A 21,389-nucleotide genomic window follows, 5' to 3' on the forward strand; every position below is an offset into this window, starting at 1 on the left:
GCAGAAGCCATGTGGTCAGCCCTGCTCAGAGGGCGGCTCCGCGGACCGCATCAAGCCGTGACAGGCGATCGCCGCCGCGGCCACCACGTTCAGCGAGTCCACACCCGCCGCCATCGCCGCCGCGCTCATCGGGATGCACACCGTCTCATCGGCCTCCTCCAGCCAATGGGAGGACAGTCCATCCCCCTCGGAGCCGAGCAGCAGTGCCACCCGGTCCGCCGTCTTGACAATGTCCAGAGGTGTGGTCGTTTGATCCGGTGTCAGGGCCAGCGTCTGGTAGCCCGCCTCCCGCAACTGCGAAAGCCCCTCGAACCAGTCGTCCATGCGCGCGTACGGGATCGAGAAGACCGCGCCCATGGCGACCTTCACCGCCCGCCGGTACAGCGGGTCGGCGCACCGGGGCGACAGGATGATCCCGTCGACTCCGAGCGCGGCGGCCGACCTGAAGATGGCCCCGACGTTGGCGTGGTCGACCAGGTCCTCCAGGACCAGGAGGCGGCGGGAGGCGCCCTTCAGCAGGGTCTCCACGGCGGGCAGCGGGAGGCGTTCCATGGAGGCCAGGGCGCCGCGGTGGACCGGGAAGCCGGCGATCCCCGACATGATCTCCTCGCTCGCCACGTAGACCGTCGCGTCCCCCAGGACGTCCTCCAGGTCCGTCAGCCAGCGAGGCGTGGTCAGGACCGAGCGGATCGGGTAGCCGGCGCCGATGGCCCGCCTGATCACCTTCTCGCCCTCGGCCAGGAAGAGGCCGCGCTCGGCTTCGAGGCTCTTGCGCAACTCCACGTCCCGCAGCCGGGTGTAGTCGGAGAGGCGGGGGTCGTCGGCGTCGGTTACGTAGTCAAGCACCTTCCGATACTGCCATGCGCCGCCTGACCTGCCAGACGACCGCGTAGCAGGCCAGGACCAGGCACAGGCCGATCACCGTGCCCGCGCCGGTCTTGGTGATCAGGCTGGCGATGCCGAACTTCGGGTTGGGCTCGTCCACGAGGGGCCACAGGAGGGCGCCGGCCAGGACGCCCACGGCGGCGGCGGACAGAGCGGCGCGGCGCAGGCGCGGGGAACTGCGCAGGTGCGAGGGAACGGGGGCCGCGGTCATCCTGGACAACCCGCGCCAGCCCCACCACACCACCACGGCCAGGCCGATCAAGGAGGAGGCGTACTGCAGGAGGCGGAAGAGCCTGATCACGCCGAAGACGGAGACCGACAACCAGGCGCCCCAGAGCGCGGGACCGGTGGAGTGGGTGAAGGAGTCCCACGCGACGTGGGTGGCGGCGCCCACGACGGCTCCCAGAGCGATGGGGAGGATCCGGAGGCGGCCGGGGGTCAACAGGGCGGCGCGGCCCGCGAGGGAGGGCGGGAGGAGGGCGATCAGGGGGTCGCGCAGCACCAGGTGGAAGAACGGCAGCAGGATCAGGACGGCCAGCGGGTCGATCGTGACCACGCCGGTCCAGGAGTGCCAGTCGCTGTAGTCGGGCAGGAACGGCAGAAAGATCGGCAGGTCGGGCACCATCGAGCCCATCGCCAGGGCCCAGGGGTCGAGGAACCTGCGCAGGTGGCGCGACGATCCGATGAGCGGCACGATCGCGGCGATGTGGCTGGGCGTGAACGGCATGAGATCTCCCCCCGGTTGATCAACGCTCATTATGCGGCCGAAGCTTGACCATCCTTTGCTACCGGGATTCGAGGTCACGCACGGTAGCGGGTACGGTACACATCGCTGTCGACGGCCGGATAGCCGGGAGTTCGGGGGTTCATGGTGCCTGATCAGCGGATTCATGAGCATCCGGCCGCGTCAGCCGAATGGTTGCGCGCCGCGCGCTCGGCGCGTTCGCTCTCCGTGGCCACGCTGCTCTGGCTGGGCGTGGAGAGCACGCTCGGTCTGGCCGCCGGTCTGGCCGCGCATTCCGTGGCGCTCATCGGCTGGGGCCTGTCGGCGATCGTGGAGGCGGCGGCCAGCCTGATCGTGGTGTGGCGCTTCACCGGCGCCCGCACGTTGTCCCCGAGCGCCGAGACCACCGCGCGCCGGGCGGTGGCGGTGAGCTTCTGGCTGCTGGCGCCCTACCTCGTCGTCCACGTCGCGTACGACCTGGAGGCGGGACATCGGGCCGTGCCGAGCGTGCTGGGGATCGTGGTGACGGCGTTCAGCCTGGTCAGCATGCCGGTGCTGGGCCTGGCCAAGCAGCGGCTGGGCAGGCGGCTGGCCTCGGCGGCGACCTCGGGCGAGGGTGCCCAGAATCTCATCTGCGCGGCCATGGCGGCGGGCGTGCTGGCCGGGCTGTGGCTCAACACCCTGGGGTGGTGGTGGGTGGATCCGTTCGTGGCGGTGGCACTGGCGGTGGTCGCGGTACGGGAGGGAAAGCGCGCCTGGAGTGGTCACGCTTGCTGCCATTGACCACCACACTGGGTAATCGCTGCACCAAAAGGGCTGTTTTGCCACACATACCGCACCGAGTATCGTTCCCGGGTATTGCGGAGTATCTCCCGCTAGGGTCTCCGGCAGGTCTCGAGAAACCTAAGAGGACATCGTGGGGCGACACCGCACAGACGAGCTCGACGGCGGATACACAGCCAACGAACCCCCTTCGCGCAAGCGGTCCAGAAATGGCCGCGGCAGGGTGCTCGTACCACTGGCCGGGGCCGTGGCCCTGGCCGTGCTCCTTGGTGTCGCCGCGTTCGTGATCTTCACCCGCGACCACGACTGCTCGGGCGGCAAGCTGCCGCTGCGCGTCGTCGCGGCCCCCGACATCCAGCCCGCGCTCAACAAGATCGCCGGCAACTACAACAAGGCCATGCACTCGATCGACAGCAAGTGCGTCGAGGTGACGGTGGCCAAGGAGGCGGCGGCCAGGACCGCGAACGCGTTAGCGGCGGGCAAGGCCACCGCCGACTTCTGGGTGGCCGACTCCAGCCTGCTCATGGAGAGCATGCGCGGCCTCGCGGGGGCCGATGCGCTGCCGCAGGTGGAGGGGTCGATCGCGACCTCCCCGGTGGTGCTGGCGGCGGCCAAGTCCGCCGCGGCGAAGTTGTCGGGGACGCTCCAGCCGAGCTGGACCGCCATGATCTCGGCGGCGAACGTGGCGAACGTGGACGGCCCGGGCAAGAAGGTACGTGTCCTCGCCCTCGACCCGCAGAAGAACTCCGCCGGCCTGGCGGCGCTGCTGGCCGCGGCCGGCACGGCCAGGGAGGCCAAGCAGGACACGGAGCTGGTGGGCGCGCTCAAGGAGCTGTCGGGCCAGCTCGCCTCCGACCCGACGGCGCTGCTGGCCAGCCTCACCGTCAAGTCCGGCAGCCGGGTGCCGATCGGCGTCGCCTCCGAGCAGGCCATCTACACGCACAACACGAAGAAGCCCGAGGCGCCGGTGGTCGCCCTCTACCCCAAGGAGGGCACGCTCAGCCTCGACTACCCCGTCACGATCCTGACCAAGGATCCCGGCGTGCTGAAGGCCGCGGCGGACTTCAAGCAGGACCTGGCCACCGAGCACGCCCAGAAGGTGTTGCGGGCCGCGGGCTTCCGCAGCGCGGACGGCAAGGCGGGCGACGCGCTGTCGGAGGACAAGGGCTTCATCCCCGAGACGCCGGTGGCGCTCGACCCGCCGGACGGCGCGACCGTGACGCGCATGGTGCAGACCTGGACCCGGCTGAACCTCGGCACCCGTCTGCTCACCCTGCTCGACGTCTCCGGCACGATGGCGCTGCCCGTGCCTGGCACGAACATGACCCGCATGCAGGCCATCAACAAGATCGCCACTGAGGGCCTGGGGCTCTTCCCGCCCAGCTCCGACATGGGGTTGTGGACGTTCTCCACACATCTGGACGGAAAAGGCAAGGACTGGAAGGAGAACGTGTCCGTCGGGCCGCTCACCGAGTCGATCGACGGGCAGCTCCGCAAGGACATGCTGGTCAAGTCGTTCTCCCAGACCCAGGCCAAGGCCACCGGCGACACCGGGCTGAACGACACGGTCAAGGCGGCGTACACGCAGCTCACCAAGTCGTTCCAGGAGGACAAGGTCAACACCCTGCTGATCCTCACGGACGGCGCGGGCAACGACGATCCTGACGGCGGCGTCAAGAACGCCGAGCTGCTGCAGTTCCTGAAGAAGACCTACAACCCGAAGCGGCCGCTCACCATCCTGCTCATCGCCTTCGGCCCCGACGCCAAGAAGGGCAAGCAGCAGATGGAGGCCCTGGCCAAGGCCACCGGCGGCGAGGCGTACATCGCCGAGAACATCCTGCAGGTCCGCGACTTCTTCCTGCAGGGCATGGAGCGCCGCCTCTGCACCCCGAACTGCGACGGCTAATCCATAAGCATGCTCGTTGGGCATGACGGGCGAACCTGGACGATCGAGGGGGCGTCCTCTCCGCGTGGGGCTTGAGTGCCTGTCTTACCCGCGGGGAGGAAATCCGTGCCTGGATGGCCGACGGTCGATCGCGGCGCCGATCAGGAGCTGGTCGAGGCTCTGCGGCGGGCGGACACCGATGCTCCCGCCAAGCTCTACGACTCCTACGCCGAGCGGCTGCACGACTACGCGTACTTACTCGCCAGAGAGCGCGATGTGGCCGCCGACGCCGTGCACGACGCGCTGGTCACCGCGCAGGGGTGCGTGGACCGGCTCAGGGAGCCGGCCAGGATGCGCGCCTGGCTGTACGCGCTGACCAGGTTCCAGGTACGCGCCCGGCTGGCCCGCCGCTCCGGCACCCCCACCGGCGGCCTGCCGCTGCCGGACCTCGACGAGCAGGACGACCCCGAGCTGGCCGAGCTGGTCCACGAGACGCTGGGCGAGCTGAGCAGGGGCCAGCGCGAGGTGCTGGAGCTGTCGCTGCGCCACGGCCTGACCCCGCCTGAGGTCGGCGCGGTGCTCGGGCTGACCTCCCGGCAGTCGGCGGCCAGGCTGGGCCGGGCCCGCGACCAGTTGGAGAACGCCGCCGCGGCCGTGCTGCTGGCCAGGACGGGCCGGGCGCACTGCCCCGACCTGTCGGCGATGGTGGACTCCTGGGAGGGACCGCTCACCCCGCTGCTGCGGCGGCGGCTGTCGGGGCACATCAGCGGGTGCGAGGTGTGCACCGAGGGGCGGCACCGGCAGGTCTCGGCGGAGCGGCTCCTGGACATGGTGCCGGTGGCGTACCCGGCGATCTCGTTGCGCCGCCGGGTGATCGACACGTGCGTCAGCCCCGAGCTGGACCAGACCCGCGTCCTGATCACCGATCGCGGGGACGACCTCGACCGCACCGGCTTCCCCCTGCCGGCCGAACGCCGATCGCGCCGGCGCCGGCCGCGCCGCGTGGGGCCGCTCCTGCTGGCGGGCGCGTGCCTGCTGACGGCGACCGGCGCCATGGTCGTGATCAACGGGCGCGACGCCTCCGAGGTCACCGCGCTGCGACCGGTCCCCTCCCCCTCGCCGACCGAAAACCCGTTCACGGAGGTCCCCGAGGAGGAGAGCCCGGCTCCTGAACCGACGCCCACCCCGACCGGGAGCCGCACCCCCTCGCCGAAGGCCACGCCGGGCGCGCGGCCGGCCGCCTCGCGGCCGGCCAGCAGGCCCGCGCCGACCCGCCGCAGGCAGGCGCCCGATGCCCGGCTCGGCGCCTCCTGCCCGCAGGGCAGCTGGGACACGGCGAAGATCCGGCTCAGCGCCCGCAACGCAGCGGTCTCCTGGGTCGCCACGGCCTCGCAGGGGCTGGAGGTGTCCCCCGCGAGCGGGTCGATCAGGGCCGGCGCCTCCGCGTCGATCTGGGTGACGATCACCGACCCGAACGGCTCCGGCAGCGGCCGCGTCGCCTTCACCTCCAACGGCGGCACCGCCACCTGCTCGATGACCTGGCACGGCGAGGGCACCAGCACCCCCGAGCCCCCGACAGAGGAGCCCACGGCCACCGACGACCCCACCGCGGCGCCCGAAACGCCCGAAACCGAATCGGCGGTGTCTTCGACTAGCGAGCCGCTGGACGCTGGAGTGGATAAATCAACCGCCAACTCACAGTAGATCCACAGATTTGGCAGACAAACGGTGATAAATCGGACCCTGACTCGAAGATGCATGGTCACATAGGGCATCCTGGTGTGCTTGGGGACCGCAGCGGGACCGGCGAACACTTGACCGTGTGTTGAATGTCACATGAGAAATCTCGGCCTGCCGGTAAACCGGAGCGCGTCGCCAAGCGTCGGCATTGACGTGTCCAAGCGCGGATTGGTCCCATGAACTGCGATCGAAACGCGCTTAACCAGAAGAAGCAGGAGAGATACAGGAGATGCTCAAGCAGCACCGCAGAGCGCTGGCCTGGCTGGTCGCGCTCGCCTGCATAGCGGGAGCGGTCATCGCGCTGTTCGATATCGAGACGCCGCTGCGGCCGTTCCTGATCTCCTTGTTCCTTCTGGTGGTTCCAGGGGCGGCAGTGGTGGGACTGTTGCGTGATCGTGACCCCCTTGCCGCACTATCAGTAGGAGCCGCCGCAAGTCTCGTACTGAATGTGCTCCTCGCCGAGGCCATGCTGCTGTTCAACGCGTGGTCGCCCCGAGCCGGTGTCGCGACGGTCGCCGTGCTCGGTGGGTTCATGTACGTGCTTCGGGTGTTGTACCGGGGGAAGAGCATGCAGACCGAACAGGGGGCCAGGGCAAGGTGAACATCCAGGTAGTTCGGCCGAGGGAGCTCGGAGACTCCGAGCGGGCGCGATGGCGGGAACTGCAGAAGGCCGATCCGAGTCTGGACAACCCGTTCCTGTCGGTCGAGTTCGCCGTGGCGATGGATCGCCTGCGCGACTACGTGAGAGTGGCGGTCATCTCCGAGGGGGGCCGCATCGCGGGATTCTTCCCGTACGAACGACACAGTTTCGGCATCGGCAAGCCACTCGGTGGCTTCCTCACTACGTGTCACGGTTTGATCTCGATCCCGGACCTTGAGCTCGACGCGAAGGCTCTCCTGCGCGCCTGCAAGCTCAGTGTGTTCGACTTCGATCACCTGGTGGCGGGGCAGCCCACGTTCGCGCCCTATGAGGCCGACGTCCGGCCGGCGCCGGTGATGGATTTCACCGCCGGCTTCGAGGCCTGGATCGAGCAGGTCAAGGCCAACTCGCCGAAGAACCTCAAGACCGTTCGCTACAAGGAGCGCAAGCTCGGCCGGGAGCATGGCGATCTGCGCTTCGAGTGGTCCACGCCCGATCCCGAGGTGCTGCGCACCTTGCTGGCGTGGAAGTCCGACCAGTATCGGAGAACTGGCCGGGTGGACAGGTTCGCGCAGCCGTGGATCGTCGAATTGACGGACATGATGCATGCCGAGAACTCATCGGACTTCGCGGGTGTCCTGACCATGCTTTATGCCGGGGACGTGCCGGTGGCCGGGCATTTCGGCCTCCGTACGGCGACCACGCTTGTAGGGTGGTTCCCCGCCTACGACACCGAGTTCGCCCGATACTCGCCGGGCATCGTCCACCATCTCCAGATGGCCGAGGCCGCGGCGAACGCCGGTCTGCACATGGTGGACATGGGCAAGGGCGGCAAGGAGTACAAAGACTGGCTGAAGAGCGGGGTCCTGTACGTCGCCGAAGGGCGCATCTCGAGACCGTCCCCGACGGCGGCGGTTCACTGGATGGGCCGAACTCCTTTCAACAAAGCCCGAACAATTGTCATGGATCGACCGTCTCTCTATAGAGCGGCCGACCGTGTGCTCAAGGGCTTCGGTCGGGTGCGCAGCTCGATGCAACAGCAAGAGTCACCCAACGCAGTAAGTCAGGAACCTACGGGAGCACGCTAGAACGCTCCCGATACCCCCCGGCCAGCACAACACCCTCACTCCACAGGACCCTTCGATGCACCGTTCGCAGGCTTCGCCATTCCCGCAGCACCCGGGGGTGGTTCCGTACGGGCCGCAGCGCGGGGTCCCGGAAGGATTTCCCTCGCCATGAGTCCCGAGATAACCAAGCACAACGGCAAGGCCCACACCTCGCCCCTTCGTTCGATGCCGCCGCCCTCCAGCTTCACGCCGGTCACGCCGCACCTGGCGATCTCTCCGACGGTCAGCGTGGTCGTGCCGGCGATGAACGAGGCGGAGAACCTGCCGCACGTCTTCGCCACCATCCCGCAGTGGGTCGATGAGATCGTGCTCGTCGACGGCAACTCCATCGACGACACGGTGGCCGTGGCCAGGCGGCTGCGGCCCAACGTGAAAGTCGTGACGCAGACCGGGAAGGGCAAGGGCGACGCCCTGTCCGCCGGTTTCGCCGCGTGCACCAGCGACATCATCGTGATGATCGACGCCGACGGCTCGACCGACGGCCACGAGATCATCAACTTCGTCGGGGCCCTCGTGACGGGCGCCGACTTCGTCAAGGGTTCGCGCTACGCCTCAGGTGGCGGCAGCGACGACCTGACGGTCAACCGGCGGCTCGGCAACAAGGTGCTGACCGGCATCGTCAACGTGATGTACCGCACCTCCTATACCGACCTGTGCTACGGCTACAACGCCTTCTGGGCGCGCCACTTGGACGTGCTCGACCTCGACTGCGACGGCTTCGAGGTGGAGACGCTGATGAACGTGCGCGCCGCGAAGGCCGGGTTGAAGGTGCACGAGGTGCCCAGTCACGAACGCAACCGCATCCACGGCGAGAGCAATCTTCACGTCGTACGAGATGGTTTCCGCGTGCTCAAGACCATCCTGAAGGAGTGGCGTCGCCAGCCCACTCAACCTCAGCCTGAGCCCGCCGCCACTCCCGCCGCTGACCGAGGCGTCGCTTAAAAAGGAACCTAGTGAACACGTCTGTTGTCATCTGCGTCTACACCGACGAACGGTGGGAGGACATCAGGCAGGCAGTCGAGTCGGTCGAGAACCAGACACGCCCGGCACACGAGCTGATCCTGGTGGTCGACTACAACCCGGACCTGCACCTCAAGCTCAAGCACGAATATCCACAGGCCATTGTGGTGGAGAACACGCACGAGCAGGGGTTGTCCGGTGGCAAGAACACCGGCGTGGCCACGGCCAACGGTGAGATTGTCGCGTTCCTCGACGACGACGCCGTCGCCGATGCCGGGTGGCTGGAGGCTTTGGAGGAGGGCTTCCAGGAACCCGGCGTGGTGGGCGTCGGCGGCCGTACCGAACCCCTGTGGGCGTCGGGCACGCGGCCGCGCTGGTTCCCGTACGAGTTCGACTGGACGGTCGGCTGCTCCTACCGCGGCATGCCCGCGGTGCGTGCGCCGATCCGCAACGTCATGGGCGGCAACGCCGCCTTCCTGCGCGACGCCGTGTCCGAGGTGGGCGGTTTCCACAGCGGCATCGGGCGCAGCGTGCAGGGACGCAAGTCGCGCCCCCTGGGCTGCGAGGAGACCGAGTTCTGCATCAGGCTCTCGCAGCGCAGGCCGGGCTCGGTCATGCTGTTCGAACCGCGCGCGGTGATCGGGCACAAGGTGTCCCGTGTCCGCGAGCGGTTCGCCTACTTCAGGTCCAGGTGCTACGCGGAAGGGCTGTCGAAGGCCCTGGTGACGCGGGAGGTCGGCACCCAGGACGGCTTGTCCAGCGAGCGGGCGCACGCGATCAAGACGCTGCCGCTCGGCGCGCTGCGCGGGGTCGGGGAGGCTGTCAGGGGCGACGTGGGCGGGCTCGGCCGCGCCGCCGCGATCGTGGTCGGGCTGGCCTGGACGACCTGGGGTTACGTCGTCGGTTCCGTACGGTTGAAGGTGGCACGCTCATGATCCGCGTACCGATCCTGATGTACCACTCGGTCACCGACGACCCCAACGAGGAGACCCGCCCGCACGCGGTGCGGCCCTCCGACCTGGCCGAGCAGCTGGCGTACCTGTCGGAGAGCGGTTTCACGCCGCTCACGCTGGGCGATCTGGTGGCCTCGCTCAACAAGAACAACGGCCGCTCGGTGCCCGACAAGCCGATCGTGGTGACCTTCGACGACGGCTACGCCGACTTCCACAGCCACGCGCTGCCGCTGCTCGACCGCTACAACTTCCCGGCCACGGTCTTCCTGACCAGCGGCTGGGTCTCCGACGCCGGCAAGGACGCCGCGGGCCGGCCGCTGGACGGCATGTTGTCCTGGGGCCAGGCCCGCGAGGCCGCCCAGACCGGCATCGAGATCGGCGGCCACAGCCACAGCCATCCCCAGCTCGACCAGCTCCGCACCGAGGAGTTGCGGCAGGAGCTGCGCAAGAACAAGGGCCTGCTGGAGGAGAAGATCGGCGCGCCGGTCGCCACCATGGCCTACCCCTACGGGTACTCCAGCGCCCGCGTACGCCGGGAAGTGCGCAGGGCCGGATATTTCGCGGCCTGCGCCGTGAGCAACACGATCGCCGCCGATCGTCACGACATGCTCGCCATCCCCCGGCTGACGGTCGGCAAGGGCACGACCATCAGCATGTTCAAGCGCGCCGTCGAAGGCAACGCCGTACCCCTCATCTACCTGCGCGAGCGCATCCTCACCAAGGGATACGCGGTCGTGCGCAGGACGAGGTACGGGCTGCAGCGGGTGCGCGGCAATGTCTAAAATCTGGGCGAAAGTCCTCATAGATCTCCGCAACCCCCTGTTCCGCCAGGGCTACGCGCTCATGACGAACACCGTGGTCACCGGCGTGCTCGGCATGGGCTACTGGCTGCTGGCCGCGCACTTCTACACGCCGGAGGAGTTCGGCCGCGGGCAGGCCGTGATCACGGCGATGCGGCTGTTCGCGTCGCTGACCGCGCTCGGTTTCGTGGGCGCGCTGGCCAGGTTCCTGCCGGTGGCGGGCCGCCGCACACCCGAGCTCATCCTGCGCGGGTACGGCCTGGCCGCCGCCACGGGCGGGGTCGCGGCGCTCGGCTTCCTGCTGACGCTGCCGCTGTGGGGCAAGACGTACTCGGTCCTGTCCGGGTTCGGGCCGGGGCTGTTCTTCTTGGCCTCCGTGGTCGTGTGGGCCGTGTTCACGCTGCAGGACGTGGTGCTGACCGGGTTGCGCAGGGCCACCTTCGTGCCCCTGAACAACCTGGTCTTCGGCCTGGTCAAGATGGGGCTGCTGTTCGCCCTGTACCAGGCGCTGCCGACCGGCGGGGTCTTCGTCTCGTGGGTGATCCCGACCGCGCTCGCGCTGATCCCGGTCAACTGGCTGATCTTCGGCGTGGTGGTCCCCCGCCACCTCAAGCAGGCCCCCGTGGTCGCGGAGCCGCCCAAGCTGCGCGAGATCGGCAGGTTCCTGGCGGGCGACTTCCCCGGGACGCTGTCGATCCTGGCGATCGTCTACCTGGTGCCCGTGGTGATCGCCACGCAGGTGGGCGAGGCCACGTTCGGGCGCTTCTCGATGGCGCACACGCTGGCCAGCATGATCGAGCTGCTGGCCATGAACATGGCGGTGTCGCTGACCGTCGAGAGCTCTTTGGAGCGCGCCAAGCTGGCCGTGAAGTGCCGGCAGGCGTTGCGGCGGGCCTTCATGATCGTCACTCCGATCATCGTCGTGGCGATCGTCGGGGCGCCGCTGATCCTGCGCATCTTCGGCTCCGACTTCGCGGAGGAGGGCACGACGCTGCTCCGGCTGATGGCGCTGGCCGTGCTGCCGCGGGTACTCATCGAGGTCTATCTGAGCGCGCTGCGGGCGCAGAGCAAGGCTCGGATGCTGGCGTTCGTCCAGATCGGGCTGGCCGTGCTGGTGCTGGTGTCCACCGTGACGCTCTTCCCCTATTTCGGGGTGAACGCGGTGGGGTACGGATTGCTCTTCAGCGAGGTACTTGTCGCACTTTTGATCTTTGGAAATCTACGCAAAATTCTCAAATTTGGCGAAACCGGTAGGCCGACTGTCACCCAGGGGTCGTCCGGGGCCGCATGATGGTCAACGTGAGTCAACGGGACGGCGATGGCAGGCCAACGGGGATCACCGGCTCCTCGGATGCGCGCGGGGACAAGGAGGAGTCAGACGTGCCCTTCGATCCGGAAGCTACGGGAGTCATCCCCAAGCTGACGTTCGACCCTCCGCCCTCGGGCGAGAAGGCCGCTTCGGCTGAGGAGCCTTCCGAGGGCGCCACCGGGGAGGGCGCCGAGAGGACCACGGCCTTCCGGCTTCCCGGGCCTCTGCACATCGGGCACCCGCCCACGGCGGATGAGACCGGGACGGTGCCCACGCCCGTACAGGAGGACGAAGAGCCCCCGGCCCCGTCTGCCAAGCCCGGACCGCGCCCACAGCCGCCCAGCGGGCCACAGAGCGCCGCTGGGACCCATGGGGCTGGTGGGGCGCCGGCGGGCGTACGCCCGCAACCCGGCAGCGGACCCCAGCCAGGGCCTGTCAGCGGGCCCCAGTTCGGCCCCGGTCAGCAGTCCGGCAACCGTCCCCACCCAGGCGGCGGTCCGCGACTCGGCATGGGGGCGCCTCCGGCCGGAGCGCCTCCCACCGGAAGGCCGCCCGCGGGAGGACCGGCCGGGCGGGGGCAGCCGGGGCCAGGGGCGCACAGTCTCGCGGATCTCGTCCAGCCCTCCACCGCTCCAGGCGTCGGCGCGCCGTCGCAGAGTCCGGCGGGGGCCCCGCCCCAAGCCCCGTCCCAAGGCCCGCCCCAAGGCCCGCCCCAAGCCCTGTCTCAAGGCCCGTCCCAAGCCCCGCCCCAAGGCCCGCCCCAGCAGCTCCAGGCGCCGCTCCAGCGGGGTCCGGCCAAGCCGCGCACCCTGCGGGCCCGCGCGGGAGCGCTGATCGCGAGCGCGCCCAAGTGGCTGCCGCTGCTGCTGGTCCTTGAGGGCCTGGCCATGTACATCCTCGCCCTCAAGGTCCCCCCGGGGCCCCTGCGCGGCGTGAACCCGGCCGACATCGACGGCCTGGGGCTGATCTCGGCGCTTCCGACGACGGCGTTCGTCGCCATCCTGATCATGATCGTGTCGTTCTTCGTCACGGTCACCCAGAGAAGCGACCGCAAGTTCCTGCTGCTGTTCCAGATCGCCGCCATCACCTTCGCCCTGCACGGCGCGGGCGCGCTGGTGGCCGAGGAGCCGCGCTTCCCCACCGCGTACATCCACGCCGGTTTCGTGGAGTTCATCGGCAGGACCGGCGAGACCGCGATCAACATCGACGCCCGCATGGGCTGGCCGGGCTTCTTCGCGTTGTTCGCGTTCGTGACGAAGGCCGCGGGCATCAGCGACATGACGACGATCCTGCAGTGGACGCCGCTCCTGTCGAACCTGCTCTACCTGCTTCCGTTCGTGCTGATCCTGCGCCAGGTGGTGGCGACGACGCGGGCGCGGTGGTTCGCGGCGCTGCTGTTCGTGCTGGTGCAGTGGATCGGGCAGGACTACTTCTCGCCCCAAGGGTTCACTTTCGCCCTTTATCTGGCGTTCGTGGCGATCCTGTTGCGATGGTTCGGGCGGGTCGAGTCGCGTACGAAGCCGATCCCGCCCAAGGGCCTGCGCCGGCTGATCGGCAAGCTGGATGCGATGACGCCGGGCGAGCTGGCCAACACCGGCACGTTCAGGGCCGACAAGCTGCTGATGCTGATGATGCTGGTGGCCCTGTTCGTGGCGGCGGTGGCCTCGCACCAGATCACGCCGTTCATGATGCTCGGCGTGGTGACCGCGTTCCTGATCTTCAAGCGGACCACGCTGACCTGGGCGCTGCCGTTCTTCTTCGGGCTGATCGTGCTGGCCTGGATCAGCTACATGACGGTGGGCTTCTGGGCCAGCCAGATCGACACGATCTTCGGCGGCCTGGGCAACATCCTGGCGAACCTGCGCAGCAACACCGGCGACCGCATCGAGGGCAGCGACCCCGCGCACGCCATGGTGCTGCAGGCCCGGCTGGGCATCCTCGCGGTGATCCTGGGCTGCGCGGCGGCCGGGCTGTTCAGGCGGCTGCGGCGCGGGGTGTTCGACCGGTCGGCGCTGATCCTGCTCTGCGTTCCGGTGCTGGCGCTGGGGCTGCAGAGCTACGGTGGCGAGATCGGGCTGCGGATCTACATGTTCGCGCTGCCCGGGGCCTGCCTGCTGGCGGCGTACGCGTTCTTCCCGAACATGCCCGCCGACAGCGCGGACGTACGCGAGGAGACCGTGCCGCTGCGCAAGCGGAACGTGCGCTTCAACCCCGAGCTGACCAGGAAGATCTCCCTGGTGCTGGCGGCGTGCTTCGCGGTGATGTTCGCGATGGCGTTCCTGCTGGCCAGATACGGCAACGAGAAGTTCGAGCGGGTCGACACCGGCGAGGTGGCCGCCCTGCACTACGTCTACAACCACGACAAGCCCAGCGCCAGGGTGCTCTACCTGGTGCCCAAGGTGGGACCTGAGGTCACGCCGACGCTGCCATGGGGCGAGCGGGACGTCGAACTGGTCAACTTCGCCACGCAGGCCCTGGTCCACAAGGATCCCTCGGTCATCAAGGACTCGGTGCAGGCGCTGAAGGAGCAGCCGCGGAACTCGTACCTGATGGTGAGCCGCGGCCAGGTGAGCTATCTGCAGCTCAACGAGGGCTATCCGGCGGACTGGGGGGAGAGGTTCCGTGCGGCGCTGGACAAGTCGCCCGACCTGAAACGGGTGCTCTCCAACGACGACGCGGCGCTCTACACCTGGAAGAAGTTCGTCAGAGGGACCGAGATCCCCGAACCGAACGAGTACAAGGGCCGCGGCGACCCCACGACTCCCTGGACACCGGTCGGCATCGCCGCGCTGGGTGTGACATGGGTCGCACTCTTCGGCTACGAAATCATCCGGCTGAACGGTCCGAACCGGGCGCCGAGAGCCCGCAAACGCCTGCTGTTCCTGGCGATACCGGCCTTCGTGGTCGCCCTAGCAGTGATCATCGAGCGTTTCATCTATATCGCACAAAATAACTGAATTCACAGGAAACACTCAGGTTTTGCGGGATGATGCTCTCCGATGAGGACACAGGAGACACATCCCGTCAGGACGGACGTACGACTCGCAGCCGCGAGGATCGCTTCCGTCGATGCCTTACGGGGTTTCTCGCTGCTCGGCATCCTCATCGTGAACATCGCCTTCCTGGCCTCCGGTTACCGGATGGCCGGGATGGCGGAGCCCGGGTTCGACTCGTCCCTGGACTGGGGCGTGCGGTGGGTCGTGACGCTGTTCCTGGAGAACAAGTTCTACCTGCTGTTCTCGTTCCTGTTCGGCTACAGCTTCACGCTGCAGGTCGACTCGGCGAAGCGGCGGGGGCTGGCGTTCGTGCCGATGTTCCTGCGCCGGCTGGCGGGGTTGTTCCTGCTCGGGCTGGCGCACGCGGTGCTGCTGTTCCCCGGGGACATCCTGACCACGTACGCGGCCGTGGGGCTGGCCCTGCTGGTCCTGCGCGGGATCCGGCCGAAGACGGCGGTGGTGCTGGCCGTCATGCTGACGGCGATGCTGGCCCTGGGGTTCGTGCTGCTGGCGGTGCTGGCCGGCCTCGGACTGGACGCGTCGGGCCACGTCGTGGACGGTCACGCGCAGGCCGCCGCGTCGAACTCGGCGCTGGGCGGCGGGATCTGGCAGATCGTCACCGAGCACCTCAGGAAGTTGTCGCTGATCATCGTGGCGCGCGTCTTCTTCCAGGGCCCGGCCGTGCTGGCGGCCTGCCTGATCGGGCTGGCGGTCGGCAAGATGGGCGTCCTGCGGAACATCTCGGCGCACACGCCGGCGCTGCGCAGGCTGCAGTGGGCCGGCTTCACGGTGGGGCTGGGCGGCGCGCTCTTCGCCACGTACGCCGCGTGGACCGGGGCGGTGCACAAGTTCTGGGGCGAGGCGGTGGACCTGCTGACGGCTCCGCTGCTGGCGGCGGCGTACGCGGCGACGTTCCTGCGGGTGCTGCCGTACCTGCCGCGGCTGGGGCGGGCGCTGGCGGGCCCAGGGCGGATGGCGCTGTCCAACTACCTGGCGCAGTCGCTGATCTGCTCGCTGATCTTCACCGGGTACGGGCTGGCGCTCGTGGACAGGGTCAGCCCGCCGCTGGAGGTGCTGATCGCGCTCGGCATCTTCACCGCCCAGGTCCTCTACAGCCGGTGGTGGCTCAGAGGACACCGGTACGGGCCTGTGGAGTGGTGGCTGCGCTTCCTGACGTACTGGCGACGGCCCGGGATAATGGCTCACCATGCGCCACCTGCCGGTATTCAACCTCCGCCTCACCACGCCCCGCCTGGAGCTGCGGCTGCCCACTCTGGACGACCTCGACGAGCTGGCCGACCGAGCCTTGGAAGGCATTCACGATCCTGACCGGATGCCGTTCGGCGTGCCGTGGACCGACGCGCCCGCCGAGGCCCTGCCCGGCAACGTCATCCTGTACCAGCTCGGGATCATCGCCCGGTGGCGGGCCGAGGAGTGGTGCTGCAACTTCGCCGTCGTCCACGAGGGCCGGGTGATCGGGGTCCAGGACCTGTCGGCCCACGAGTTCGCGATCACCCGCGAGGTGCACACGGGCTCGTGGCTCGGCCGCTCCCACCAGGGCAAGGGGCTGGGCACGGAGATGCGGGCGGCCGTCCTGCACCTGGCCTTCGCCGGGCTGGGCGCCCTGACGGCCGTCTCCAGCGCCTTCCTGGACAACCCGGCCTCGCTGAGTGTCTCCCGCAAGCTCGGCTACCGCCTCAACGGGCTGTCGGTCCACGAGGTACGCGGGGAACGCGCCGAACAACGCCGGCTCCGCCTCGACCGTCCTGACTTCACCAGCCCCGTGCCGGTGGAGATCCACGGCCTGGAGCCCTGCCTGCCGCACTTCGGGCTGGGCTGAGACGCCGTACCCCGCGTAGTACCTCAGGACTACGCCGGAGATCCACTCTCTGGTGGGACGCGGACGACGACGCGGCGTTCGTAGGTTCGCCGCATGTTCTCCCGCCCGCTCCGTGCCCTGCTCCCCGCGCTCCTCGCCGTCTCCGTGGCCGCGCCGCTGTCGAGTGCGGAGGTGCCGGCGCCCGCGCCGGTCCGGCCGCCCGCGGGACTGACCGAGGCGCGATACACCGTCGTCCGCCAGAACATCCGGGCGGCCGAGCGGATGGCGGCCGGGTACGGCCAGGCGCGGCGGGCGGGGGCGTTGCGCGCGATGGCGGATCCCGCCCGGCGCTTCCTGTCCTTCGACGGTCGTGACGGTGGCCGGGCCGCAGAGGTGTTCGGCGACCTGGCGAAGGCCGGGCGGGTCGCCGTCATCGTGCCCGGCTCGGACACCGGTCTCGAGAGGTACGGGCGGCTCCGCTCCGGCGCGCTGGCCCTGCGACGGGAGCTGGGCGCCGAGGCGGCCGTCGTCGCCTGGCTCGGCTACCAGCCGCCCAGCATGCTCAGCGCCGCCGTCCTCACCACGGCCCGCGCCGATGAGGCCGCCCCCGCGCTCCAAGCCCTCGTACGGGAGCTGGGAGCCTCCAGGGTCTCCCTCCTGTGCCACTCCTACGGCGCGGTCGTCTGCGGGCGGGCCGCGCCCGGGCTGGGCGGCGTGGCGAACATCGTCCTGTACGGCGCCCCCGGCACCGGCACCACCGCCCCTCTCCGCACCACCGCCCCCGTCTGGGCCGCCCGCGGCGCCGGCGACTGGATCGCGAACGTGCCGCACACGCAGGTCCGGCTCCCCTTCGTCACCGTGGGGCTCGGCCTCGACCCCATCGAGTCCGGCGCCCGGGTCTTCGCGGCGGGCGCCGGCGGCCACAGCGACTACCTGAGACCCGGTTCCCTGTCCCTGCGCGCCATCGCCGCGATCGTCTCCGGCCATGAGTGACGCCTCCCGGGAGCGCGACCGGGGGGTGGACGGGCTGCGCGCGCTGGCCATCCTCGGCGTGGTGCTCGGGCACTGGCTGGTGACGGCCCTGGTGACCGACAGCGGCACCGTGCGCACGGCCAGCCCGCTGCGCGCATTCCCCCAGCTCACCCCGCTCTCCTGGCTGTTCCAGACGCTGGCGGTGTTCTTCCTGGTCGGCGGGCTGGTGGCAGCGCGCGGCCGTGCCGGGTCGAGCAAAAGCCGCGCCACGTCGAGCGAAGGCCGCTCCGCCTCGGACCAGAGCCACGCCGCCTCGGGCGAGGGCCGCTCCGCCTCGGGCGAGGGCCGCTCCGCCTCGGGCGAGGGCCGCTCCGCCTCGGGCGAGGGCCGCTCCGCCTCGGGCGAGGGCCGCTCCGCCTCGGGCGAGGGCTACCTGACCTGGCTGGGCGGGCGGATGGCCCGGCTGTTCCGGCCGGTGGCCGTCGTGCCGGCGGTGTGGGTGGTGATCTCGGTGGCGATGCTGGCCGGTGGGGTCGGTCTGGACACCGTGCGGACGCTGGCCAAGCTCGTGTGGTCCCCGCTGTGGTTCCTGCTGGTCTTCACGGCGCTGACGGCGGCGACCCCGCTGGTGGCCCGGCTGCGTCCGATCTGGCCGCTCGCCGCCGTGGCGCTCGTCGATCTCCTCCGGTACGGCCTGGGCGGTCCCGGAGGTCCCGGAGGTCCCGGAGGTCCCGGAGGTCCCGGCTGGCTCGGCTGGCTCGGCTGGCTCGGCTGGCTCGGCTGGGTGAACGTCCTGGCCGGTTGGCTGGTGCCGTACTGTCTGGGCCTCACCTGGGGCAGGAACGGAATGCCGGGCCGCGGAACGGGATGGGCGCTGCTGCTCGGCGGCGCCGCGGCCACCGCCGGGCTGGTCCTGTGGGCCGGCTATCCGGCGGCGATGGTGGGCGTGCCGGGCGCCGAGACCTCCAACCTCGACCCGCCCACGCTCGCGGCCGTCACCTTCGGCCTGGCCCAGTGCGGGGCGGCCCGGCTGCTGCTCGGCCCCCTGCGCCGGGCTCTGCGACGCCCCCTGGCGTGGGCCGCCGTGTCGGCGGTCAACCTGCGCGCGATCACGATCTTCCTCTGGCACCAGACCGCCATGATCACCGTGACCGCCCTCGGCCTGCTCGCCGGACAGGCGCTCCCCGGCCTGCACACCGCCCCGGACTCGGCCGGCTGGGTGCTCGCCCGGGTGGCCTGGCTGCCGGTGTTCGGGCTGGCGCTGGCGGCGTGCGCGGCGGCCTTCCGCGGGCACGAACGGCGGCGCCGTCCCGGGAAAGCGTTTTATCGGCTCGAACGAAAATGAACGGTAAACACAATTCCACTCCCGCCGCCTTGCGCCCGGATGGGGCCGGGTGTTTAGTGAGGGAGTTCTACCGTCATCCCGATGTTTTGGGGAGAGGAGGGAAGATGACCTCCGAAAGCACGGAAGGAACGGATTTCGGCGCTGCGGCGGCCGAGCCTTTCAACCTGCTGGTGTCCCTTTCCACGGGACACGTCGCGGAAGTGCAGGGAGCGTTCAACCCGGGATCGCCGGTCAATCTGGCGCCCCCGACGGGACGGCCCGAACAGTCATTCACGGCGGAGCCCGTGGCGAGCGGCAGTGCGGTCAACCGCATACGCCTGCGCAACACGAACCTCGTGCTCGAAGTGGCGGGAAGCGGGGTGGGCGCGCAGCTACGGCTGGGAACATGGGCCAACGCTGGCAACCAGCGGTTCACGCTGGAGGCCGCCGGCGCCTACCGCCTGCTCAGGCCCGCCAGTGACGGAACTCTGGTCGTGGAGATCCCACCCGGGAAACCGACGGCGGGCACGCTCGCCCCGTTGCGACTGGGCGCATTTAATCTCGGCGCCAAAGATCACCAGAAATGGGTGACGAATTTCGGGCTGCAGCCCGACTGGCGCTACTGCGAGAAGTGCAGCATTTTGCATTTCGGACTCGCCCAGGCAACCTCACGCTGCCCCAAGGACAACGGCACTCACTCGGTTTCCCACAGCGGCCGTTACGCACTGAGCAATAACAATCCCGAAGTCACCGGCTGGGACACCGGCTGGCGATTCTGCGACAAGTGCAAGGGAATGTACTCGCTCGGTTCTCTGGGCGTGTGCCCGGTCGATCACGCTGATCACAGTCATGCGCAGAGCGGCACCTACATTTTGCCGTCCAACATGCCGCCGGCGAAGGTGCAGACGGAGTGGACCTTCTGCATCTCCTGCACCGGCCTGTGGTTCTACCTCGACAAGACAGCCTCGGTCTGCCCCAAGAACGGCGGACCGCACATCCAGGCCCAGGAGAGCTTCAGCATGTTCCAGGTCTGAGGCCGGCCGCGATCCCGCCCCCGGCGAAGGGGGCGGGATCCCTCAAGAGGCCTACGCGCCGCCGCGCCCCGACCACTTGATCTCGTACGGCGTCAGCGTGACCTGCCGCCCGTCCACGGTGGCCGTGACGTCACGGTCGGAGGTGTTCACCATCACGACCTGACGCTCCTGCCCCAGCGCCTTGACCTTCGGGTCGGAGGACTTCACCTCCTGCACGCGCACCCCGGAGGGGAACCACTTGGTGAAGCCGCTGAGCAGCCCCGCCATCGGCAGTTCACCGCCCACCTTGGGCGCCCACAGGCAGCCGGCGCAGTCGCCCTTCCCCCTCAGCTGGGGATTCCAGTAGAGGGCGGTGGTGACCCCGCTCCTGGCGAACTCCATCAGCGCGGTCGCCTGCACGGCCGTGCGCCGCTCCTCGGTCCACTGGGAGTTCTCAGGCTCGATGTACCACTCGGCCCACCACACCGGCAGGTCGTCGCTCTGCTGCCGCAACCACGTGGTGATGGCGCCGAACTTGGCCTGGGCGGCGAAGTCGTTGGGCACGTTGCCCTTGTCGTTCGTCATGGAGGCCCCGTCCACGACGATGAAGTCGGCGCCCTTCTTGTTCTCGATCCAGTATTTGACGGCGTCCAGAGCCCGCTGGTCGACCGTGCCCCATGCCCCGCTCAGGTCCGAGGGCTCCTTGCGCGCGTTGCTCTCGATCGGCACGTACGGCCCGCCGACCTGGATGTCCTTGTTCACCTTCTTCAGCGCCGTGTAGACCTTGTTGTACATCTCGGTGTACGCCTCGGCGTCCCACCGGTTGGTCGTCGGGTCCCAGAAGCCCTTGAACTCGTTCCACACCATGTAGTGCTTGACCGTCGGGTACTGCTTGGCCACCCGCGCCGCGAGGTTGGCGAAGTCGTCGAAGTGCTCCTTCTGGGGAGCGACCGTGTGGTTCTTGTTCCAGTCCGTACGCCCGGCCTGCCCGCCCTTCATCCAGTCGGGCGCGCAGCACAACGTGATCACCGGCACCCCCCGCGACGACGACACGAACGTCAGCCGCCGGTCCAGGTCACGGAAGTTGAACTGCCCCGGGCTGGGCTCGGGGTTGCCGACGCCCCAGCCCATGATGTGCTGGTTCTGCAACATCGGGACCCGGCCGAGCACGCCCCTGGCCTGATCCACGACCTGCTGCGGCTCGTTGTCCGCGCTGTATTGGGTGTGCGTGATGCCCCAGCGAGGCCAGTTCGCGAGTGCGGGCGGCTCCTCAAGCTTCGGCGCGGGCTCCGTGGGCACCTTCGTGGCCACGTCACTGCCCTTGAACTCGCCCCGCTCCTTGGTGCGGAGCGCCGCGTAGACCATGATGCCGGCCACCAGCACGACCGCGAGGATGCCCGCTCCAACTGCGATGGGCCATGACGATCGTCGGCGCGCGTGTCGGCCGTCGGTCGGTATC

Annotated in this window: 18 protein-coding genes; 15 read left to right on the forward strand and 3 right to left on the reverse strand. The window is 69.3% G+C overall.

From position 1 onward, the window contains the following. Positions 1-15 precede the first annotated feature (15 nt). Together ACFPZ3_RS10660 and ACFPZ3_RS10665 are read right to left on the reverse strand one after the other, a co-directional pair. Entirely contained in the window at positions 16-846 is an 831-nt protein-coding gene (locus ACFPZ3_RS10660) for a TrmH family RNA methyltransferase (protein ID WP_379513836.1), read from the reverse strand. Continuing rightward, the gene (locus ACFPZ3_RS10665) at positions 839-1,612 is read right to left on the reverse strand and encodes a DUF4184 family protein (RefSeq protein WP_379513837.1); all 774 of its coding nucleotides are present in this window, start codon (positions 1,610-1,612) and stop codon (positions 839-841) included. The genes ACFPZ3_RS10660 and ACFPZ3_RS10665 overlap by 8 nt, the downstream gene beginning before the upstream one ends. A 141-nt stretch (positions 1,613-1,753) precedes the next feature. On the opposite strand from ACFPZ3_RS10665, the gene ACFPZ3_RS10670 reads away from it, so the two are divergent. The 15 genes from ACFPZ3_RS10670 to ACFPZ3_RS10740 all read left to right on the forward strand — a co-directional run bounded on the left by ACFPZ3_RS10670 (position 1,754) and on the right by ACFPZ3_RS10740 (position 19,951). Next, positions 1,754-2,392: a cation diffusion facilitator family transporter gene (locus ACFPZ3_RS10670; RefSeq protein ID WP_379513838.1), complete on the forward strand. Its 639-nt coding sequence runs from the start codon at positions 1,754-1,756 to the stop codon at positions 2,390-2,392. Between the two features lie 223 nt (positions 2,393-2,615). After that, positions 2,616-4,298, forward strand: coding sequence for a substrate-binding domain-containing protein (locus ACFPZ3_RS10675; RefSeq protein WP_379513839.1), 1,683 nt, complete (start codon positions 2,616-2,618; stop codon positions 4,296-4,298). Between the two features lie 105 nt (positions 4,299-4,403). Further along, positions 4,404-5,981: an RNA polymerase sigma factor gene (locus ACFPZ3_RS10680; RefSeq protein WP_379513840.1), complete on the forward strand. Its 1,578-nt coding sequence runs from the start codon at positions 4,404-4,406 to the stop codon at positions 5,979-5,981. A 265-nt stretch (positions 5,982-6,246) separates the two neighbouring features. Further along, positions 6,247-6,618 carry a hypothetical protein gene (locus ACFPZ3_RS10685; protein ID WP_080045753.1) on the forward strand — a complete coding sequence of 124 codons (372 nt, stop codon included), beginning with the start codon at positions 6,247-6,249 and terminating at the stop codon, positions 6,616-6,618. After that, positions 6,615-7,745 carry a GNAT family N-acetyltransferase gene (locus tag ACFPZ3_RS10690; RefSeq protein ID WP_379513841.1) on the forward strand — a complete coding sequence of 377 codons (1,131 nt, stop codon included), beginning with the start codon at positions 6,615-6,617 and terminating at the stop codon, positions 7,743-7,745. The genes ACFPZ3_RS10685 and ACFPZ3_RS10690 overlap by 4 nt, the downstream gene beginning before the upstream one ends. Before the next feature lie 147 nt (positions 7,746-7,892). Continuing rightward, entirely contained in the window at positions 7,893-8,726 is an 834-nt protein-coding gene (locus tag ACFPZ3_RS10695) for a glycosyltransferase family 2 protein (protein WP_379513842.1), read from the forward strand. 11 nt (positions 8,727-8,737) lie between these two features. Next, complete coding sequence (locus ACFPZ3_RS10700) at positions 8,738-9,679, forward strand: glycosyltransferase family 2 protein (RefSeq protein ID WP_379513843.1); 942 nt, start codon at positions 8,738-8,740, stop codon at positions 9,677-9,679. Then, positions 9,676-10,479: a polysaccharide deacetylase family protein gene (locus ACFPZ3_RS10705; RefSeq protein ID WP_379513844.1), complete on the forward strand. Its 804-nt coding sequence runs from the start codon at positions 9,676-9,678 to the stop codon at positions 10,477-10,479. The genes ACFPZ3_RS10700 and ACFPZ3_RS10705 overlap by 4 nt, the downstream gene beginning before the upstream one ends. Next, positions 10,472-11,788, forward strand: a complete 1,317-nt coding sequence (locus ACFPZ3_RS10710) for a lipopolysaccharide biosynthesis protein (RefSeq protein WP_379513845.1) — start codon at positions 10,472-10,474, stop codon at positions 11,786-11,788. Before ACFPZ3_RS10705 ends, ACFPZ3_RS10710 begins: the two co-directional genes overlap by 8 nt. A gap of 89 nt (positions 11,789-11,877) precedes the next feature. Beyond that, the gene (locus tag ACFPZ3_RS10715; RefSeq protein WP_379513846.1) at positions 11,878-14,763 is read left to right on the forward strand and encodes a hypothetical protein; all 2,886 of its coding nucleotides are present in this window, start codon (positions 11,878-11,880) and stop codon (positions 14,761-14,763) included. Positions 14,764-14,805: 42 nt separating this feature from the next. Then, a complete protein-coding gene (locus ACFPZ3_RS10720; protein WP_379513847.1) occupies positions 14,806-16,131 on the forward strand; it encodes a DUF418 domain-containing protein in 1,326 nt (441 codons plus the stop codon). Beyond that, complete coding sequence (locus ACFPZ3_RS10725) at positions 16,067-16,642, forward strand: GNAT family N-acetyltransferase (RefSeq protein ID WP_379513963.1); 576 nt, start codon at positions 16,067-16,069, stop codon at positions 16,640-16,642. The genes ACFPZ3_RS10720 and ACFPZ3_RS10725 overlap by 65 nt, the downstream gene beginning before the upstream one ends. 93 nt (positions 16,643-16,735) lie before the next feature. Then, complete coding sequence (locus ACFPZ3_RS10730; RefSeq protein ID WP_379513848.1) at positions 16,736-17,614, forward strand: alpha/beta hydrolase; 879 nt, start codon at positions 16,736-16,738, stop codon at positions 17,612-17,614. Beyond that, entirely contained in the window at positions 17,607-18,938 is a 1,332-nt protein-coding gene (locus tag ACFPZ3_RS10735) for an acyltransferase family protein (protein ID WP_379513849.1), read from the forward strand. Before ACFPZ3_RS10730 ends, ACFPZ3_RS10735 begins: the two co-directional genes overlap by 8 nt. 104 nt (positions 18,939-19,042) lie before the next feature. Then, positions 19,043-19,951 carry an RICIN domain-containing protein gene (locus ACFPZ3_RS10740; RefSeq protein ID WP_379513850.1) on the forward strand — a complete coding sequence of 303 codons (909 nt, stop codon included), beginning with the start codon at positions 19,043-19,045 and terminating at the stop codon, positions 19,949-19,951. 51 nt (positions 19,952-20,002) lie between these two features. On the opposite strand, the gene ACFPZ3_RS10745 is transcribed toward ACFPZ3_RS10740, so the two are convergent. Continuing rightward, positions 20,003-21,313, reverse strand: a complete 1,311-nt coding sequence (locus ACFPZ3_RS10745) for a GH39 family glycosyl hydrolase (protein ID WP_379513851.1) — start codon at positions 21,311-21,313, stop codon at positions 20,003-20,005. Positions 21,314-21,389 lie beyond the last annotated feature (76 nt).

This window comes from Nonomuraea insulae (assembly GCF_042656245.1).

Bases quoted from the DNA above. Each gene is read 5' to 3' on its own strand.
- ACFPZ3_RS10685 (WP_080045753.1), top strand. From the start codon at position 6,247: ATGCTCAAGCAGCACCGCAGAGCGCTGGCCTGGCTGGTCGCGCTCGCC.
- ACFPZ3_RS10710 (WP_379513845.1), top strand. From the start codon at position 10,472: ATGTCTAAAATCTGGGCGAAAGTCCTCATAGATCTCCGCAACCCCCTG.
- ACFPZ3_RS10695 (WP_379513842.1), top strand. From the start codon at position 7,893: ATGAGTCCCGAGATAACCAAGCACAACGGCAAGGCCCACACCTCGCCC.
- ACFPZ3_RS10670 (WP_379513838.1), top strand. From the start codon at position 1,754: ATGGTGCCTGATCAGCGGATTCATGAGCATCCGGCCGCGTCAGCCGAA.
- ACFPZ3_RS10735 (WP_379513849.1), top strand. From the start codon at position 17,607: ATGAGTGACGCCTCCCGGGAGCGCGACCGGGGGGTGGACGGGCTGCGC.
- ACFPZ3_RS10720 (WP_379513847.1), top strand. From the start codon at position 14,806: ATGAGGACACAGGAGACACATCCCGTCAGGACGGACGTACGACTCGCA.
- ACFPZ3_RS10740 (WP_379513850.1), top strand. From the start codon at position 19,043: ATGACCTCCGAAAGCACGGAAGGAACGGATTTCGGCGCTGCGGCGGCC.
- ACFPZ3_RS10665 (WP_379513837.1), bottom strand. From the start codon at position 1,612: ATGCCGTTCACGCCCAGCCACATCGCCGCGATCGTGCCGCTCATCGGA.
- ACFPZ3_RS10705 (WP_379513844.1), top strand. From the start codon at position 9,676: ATGATCCGCGTACCGATCCTGATGTACCACTCGGTCACCGACGACCCC.
- ACFPZ3_RS10730 (WP_379513848.1), top strand. From the start codon at position 16,736: ATGTTCTCCCGCCCGCTCCGTGCCCTGCTCCCCGCGCTCCTCGCCGTC.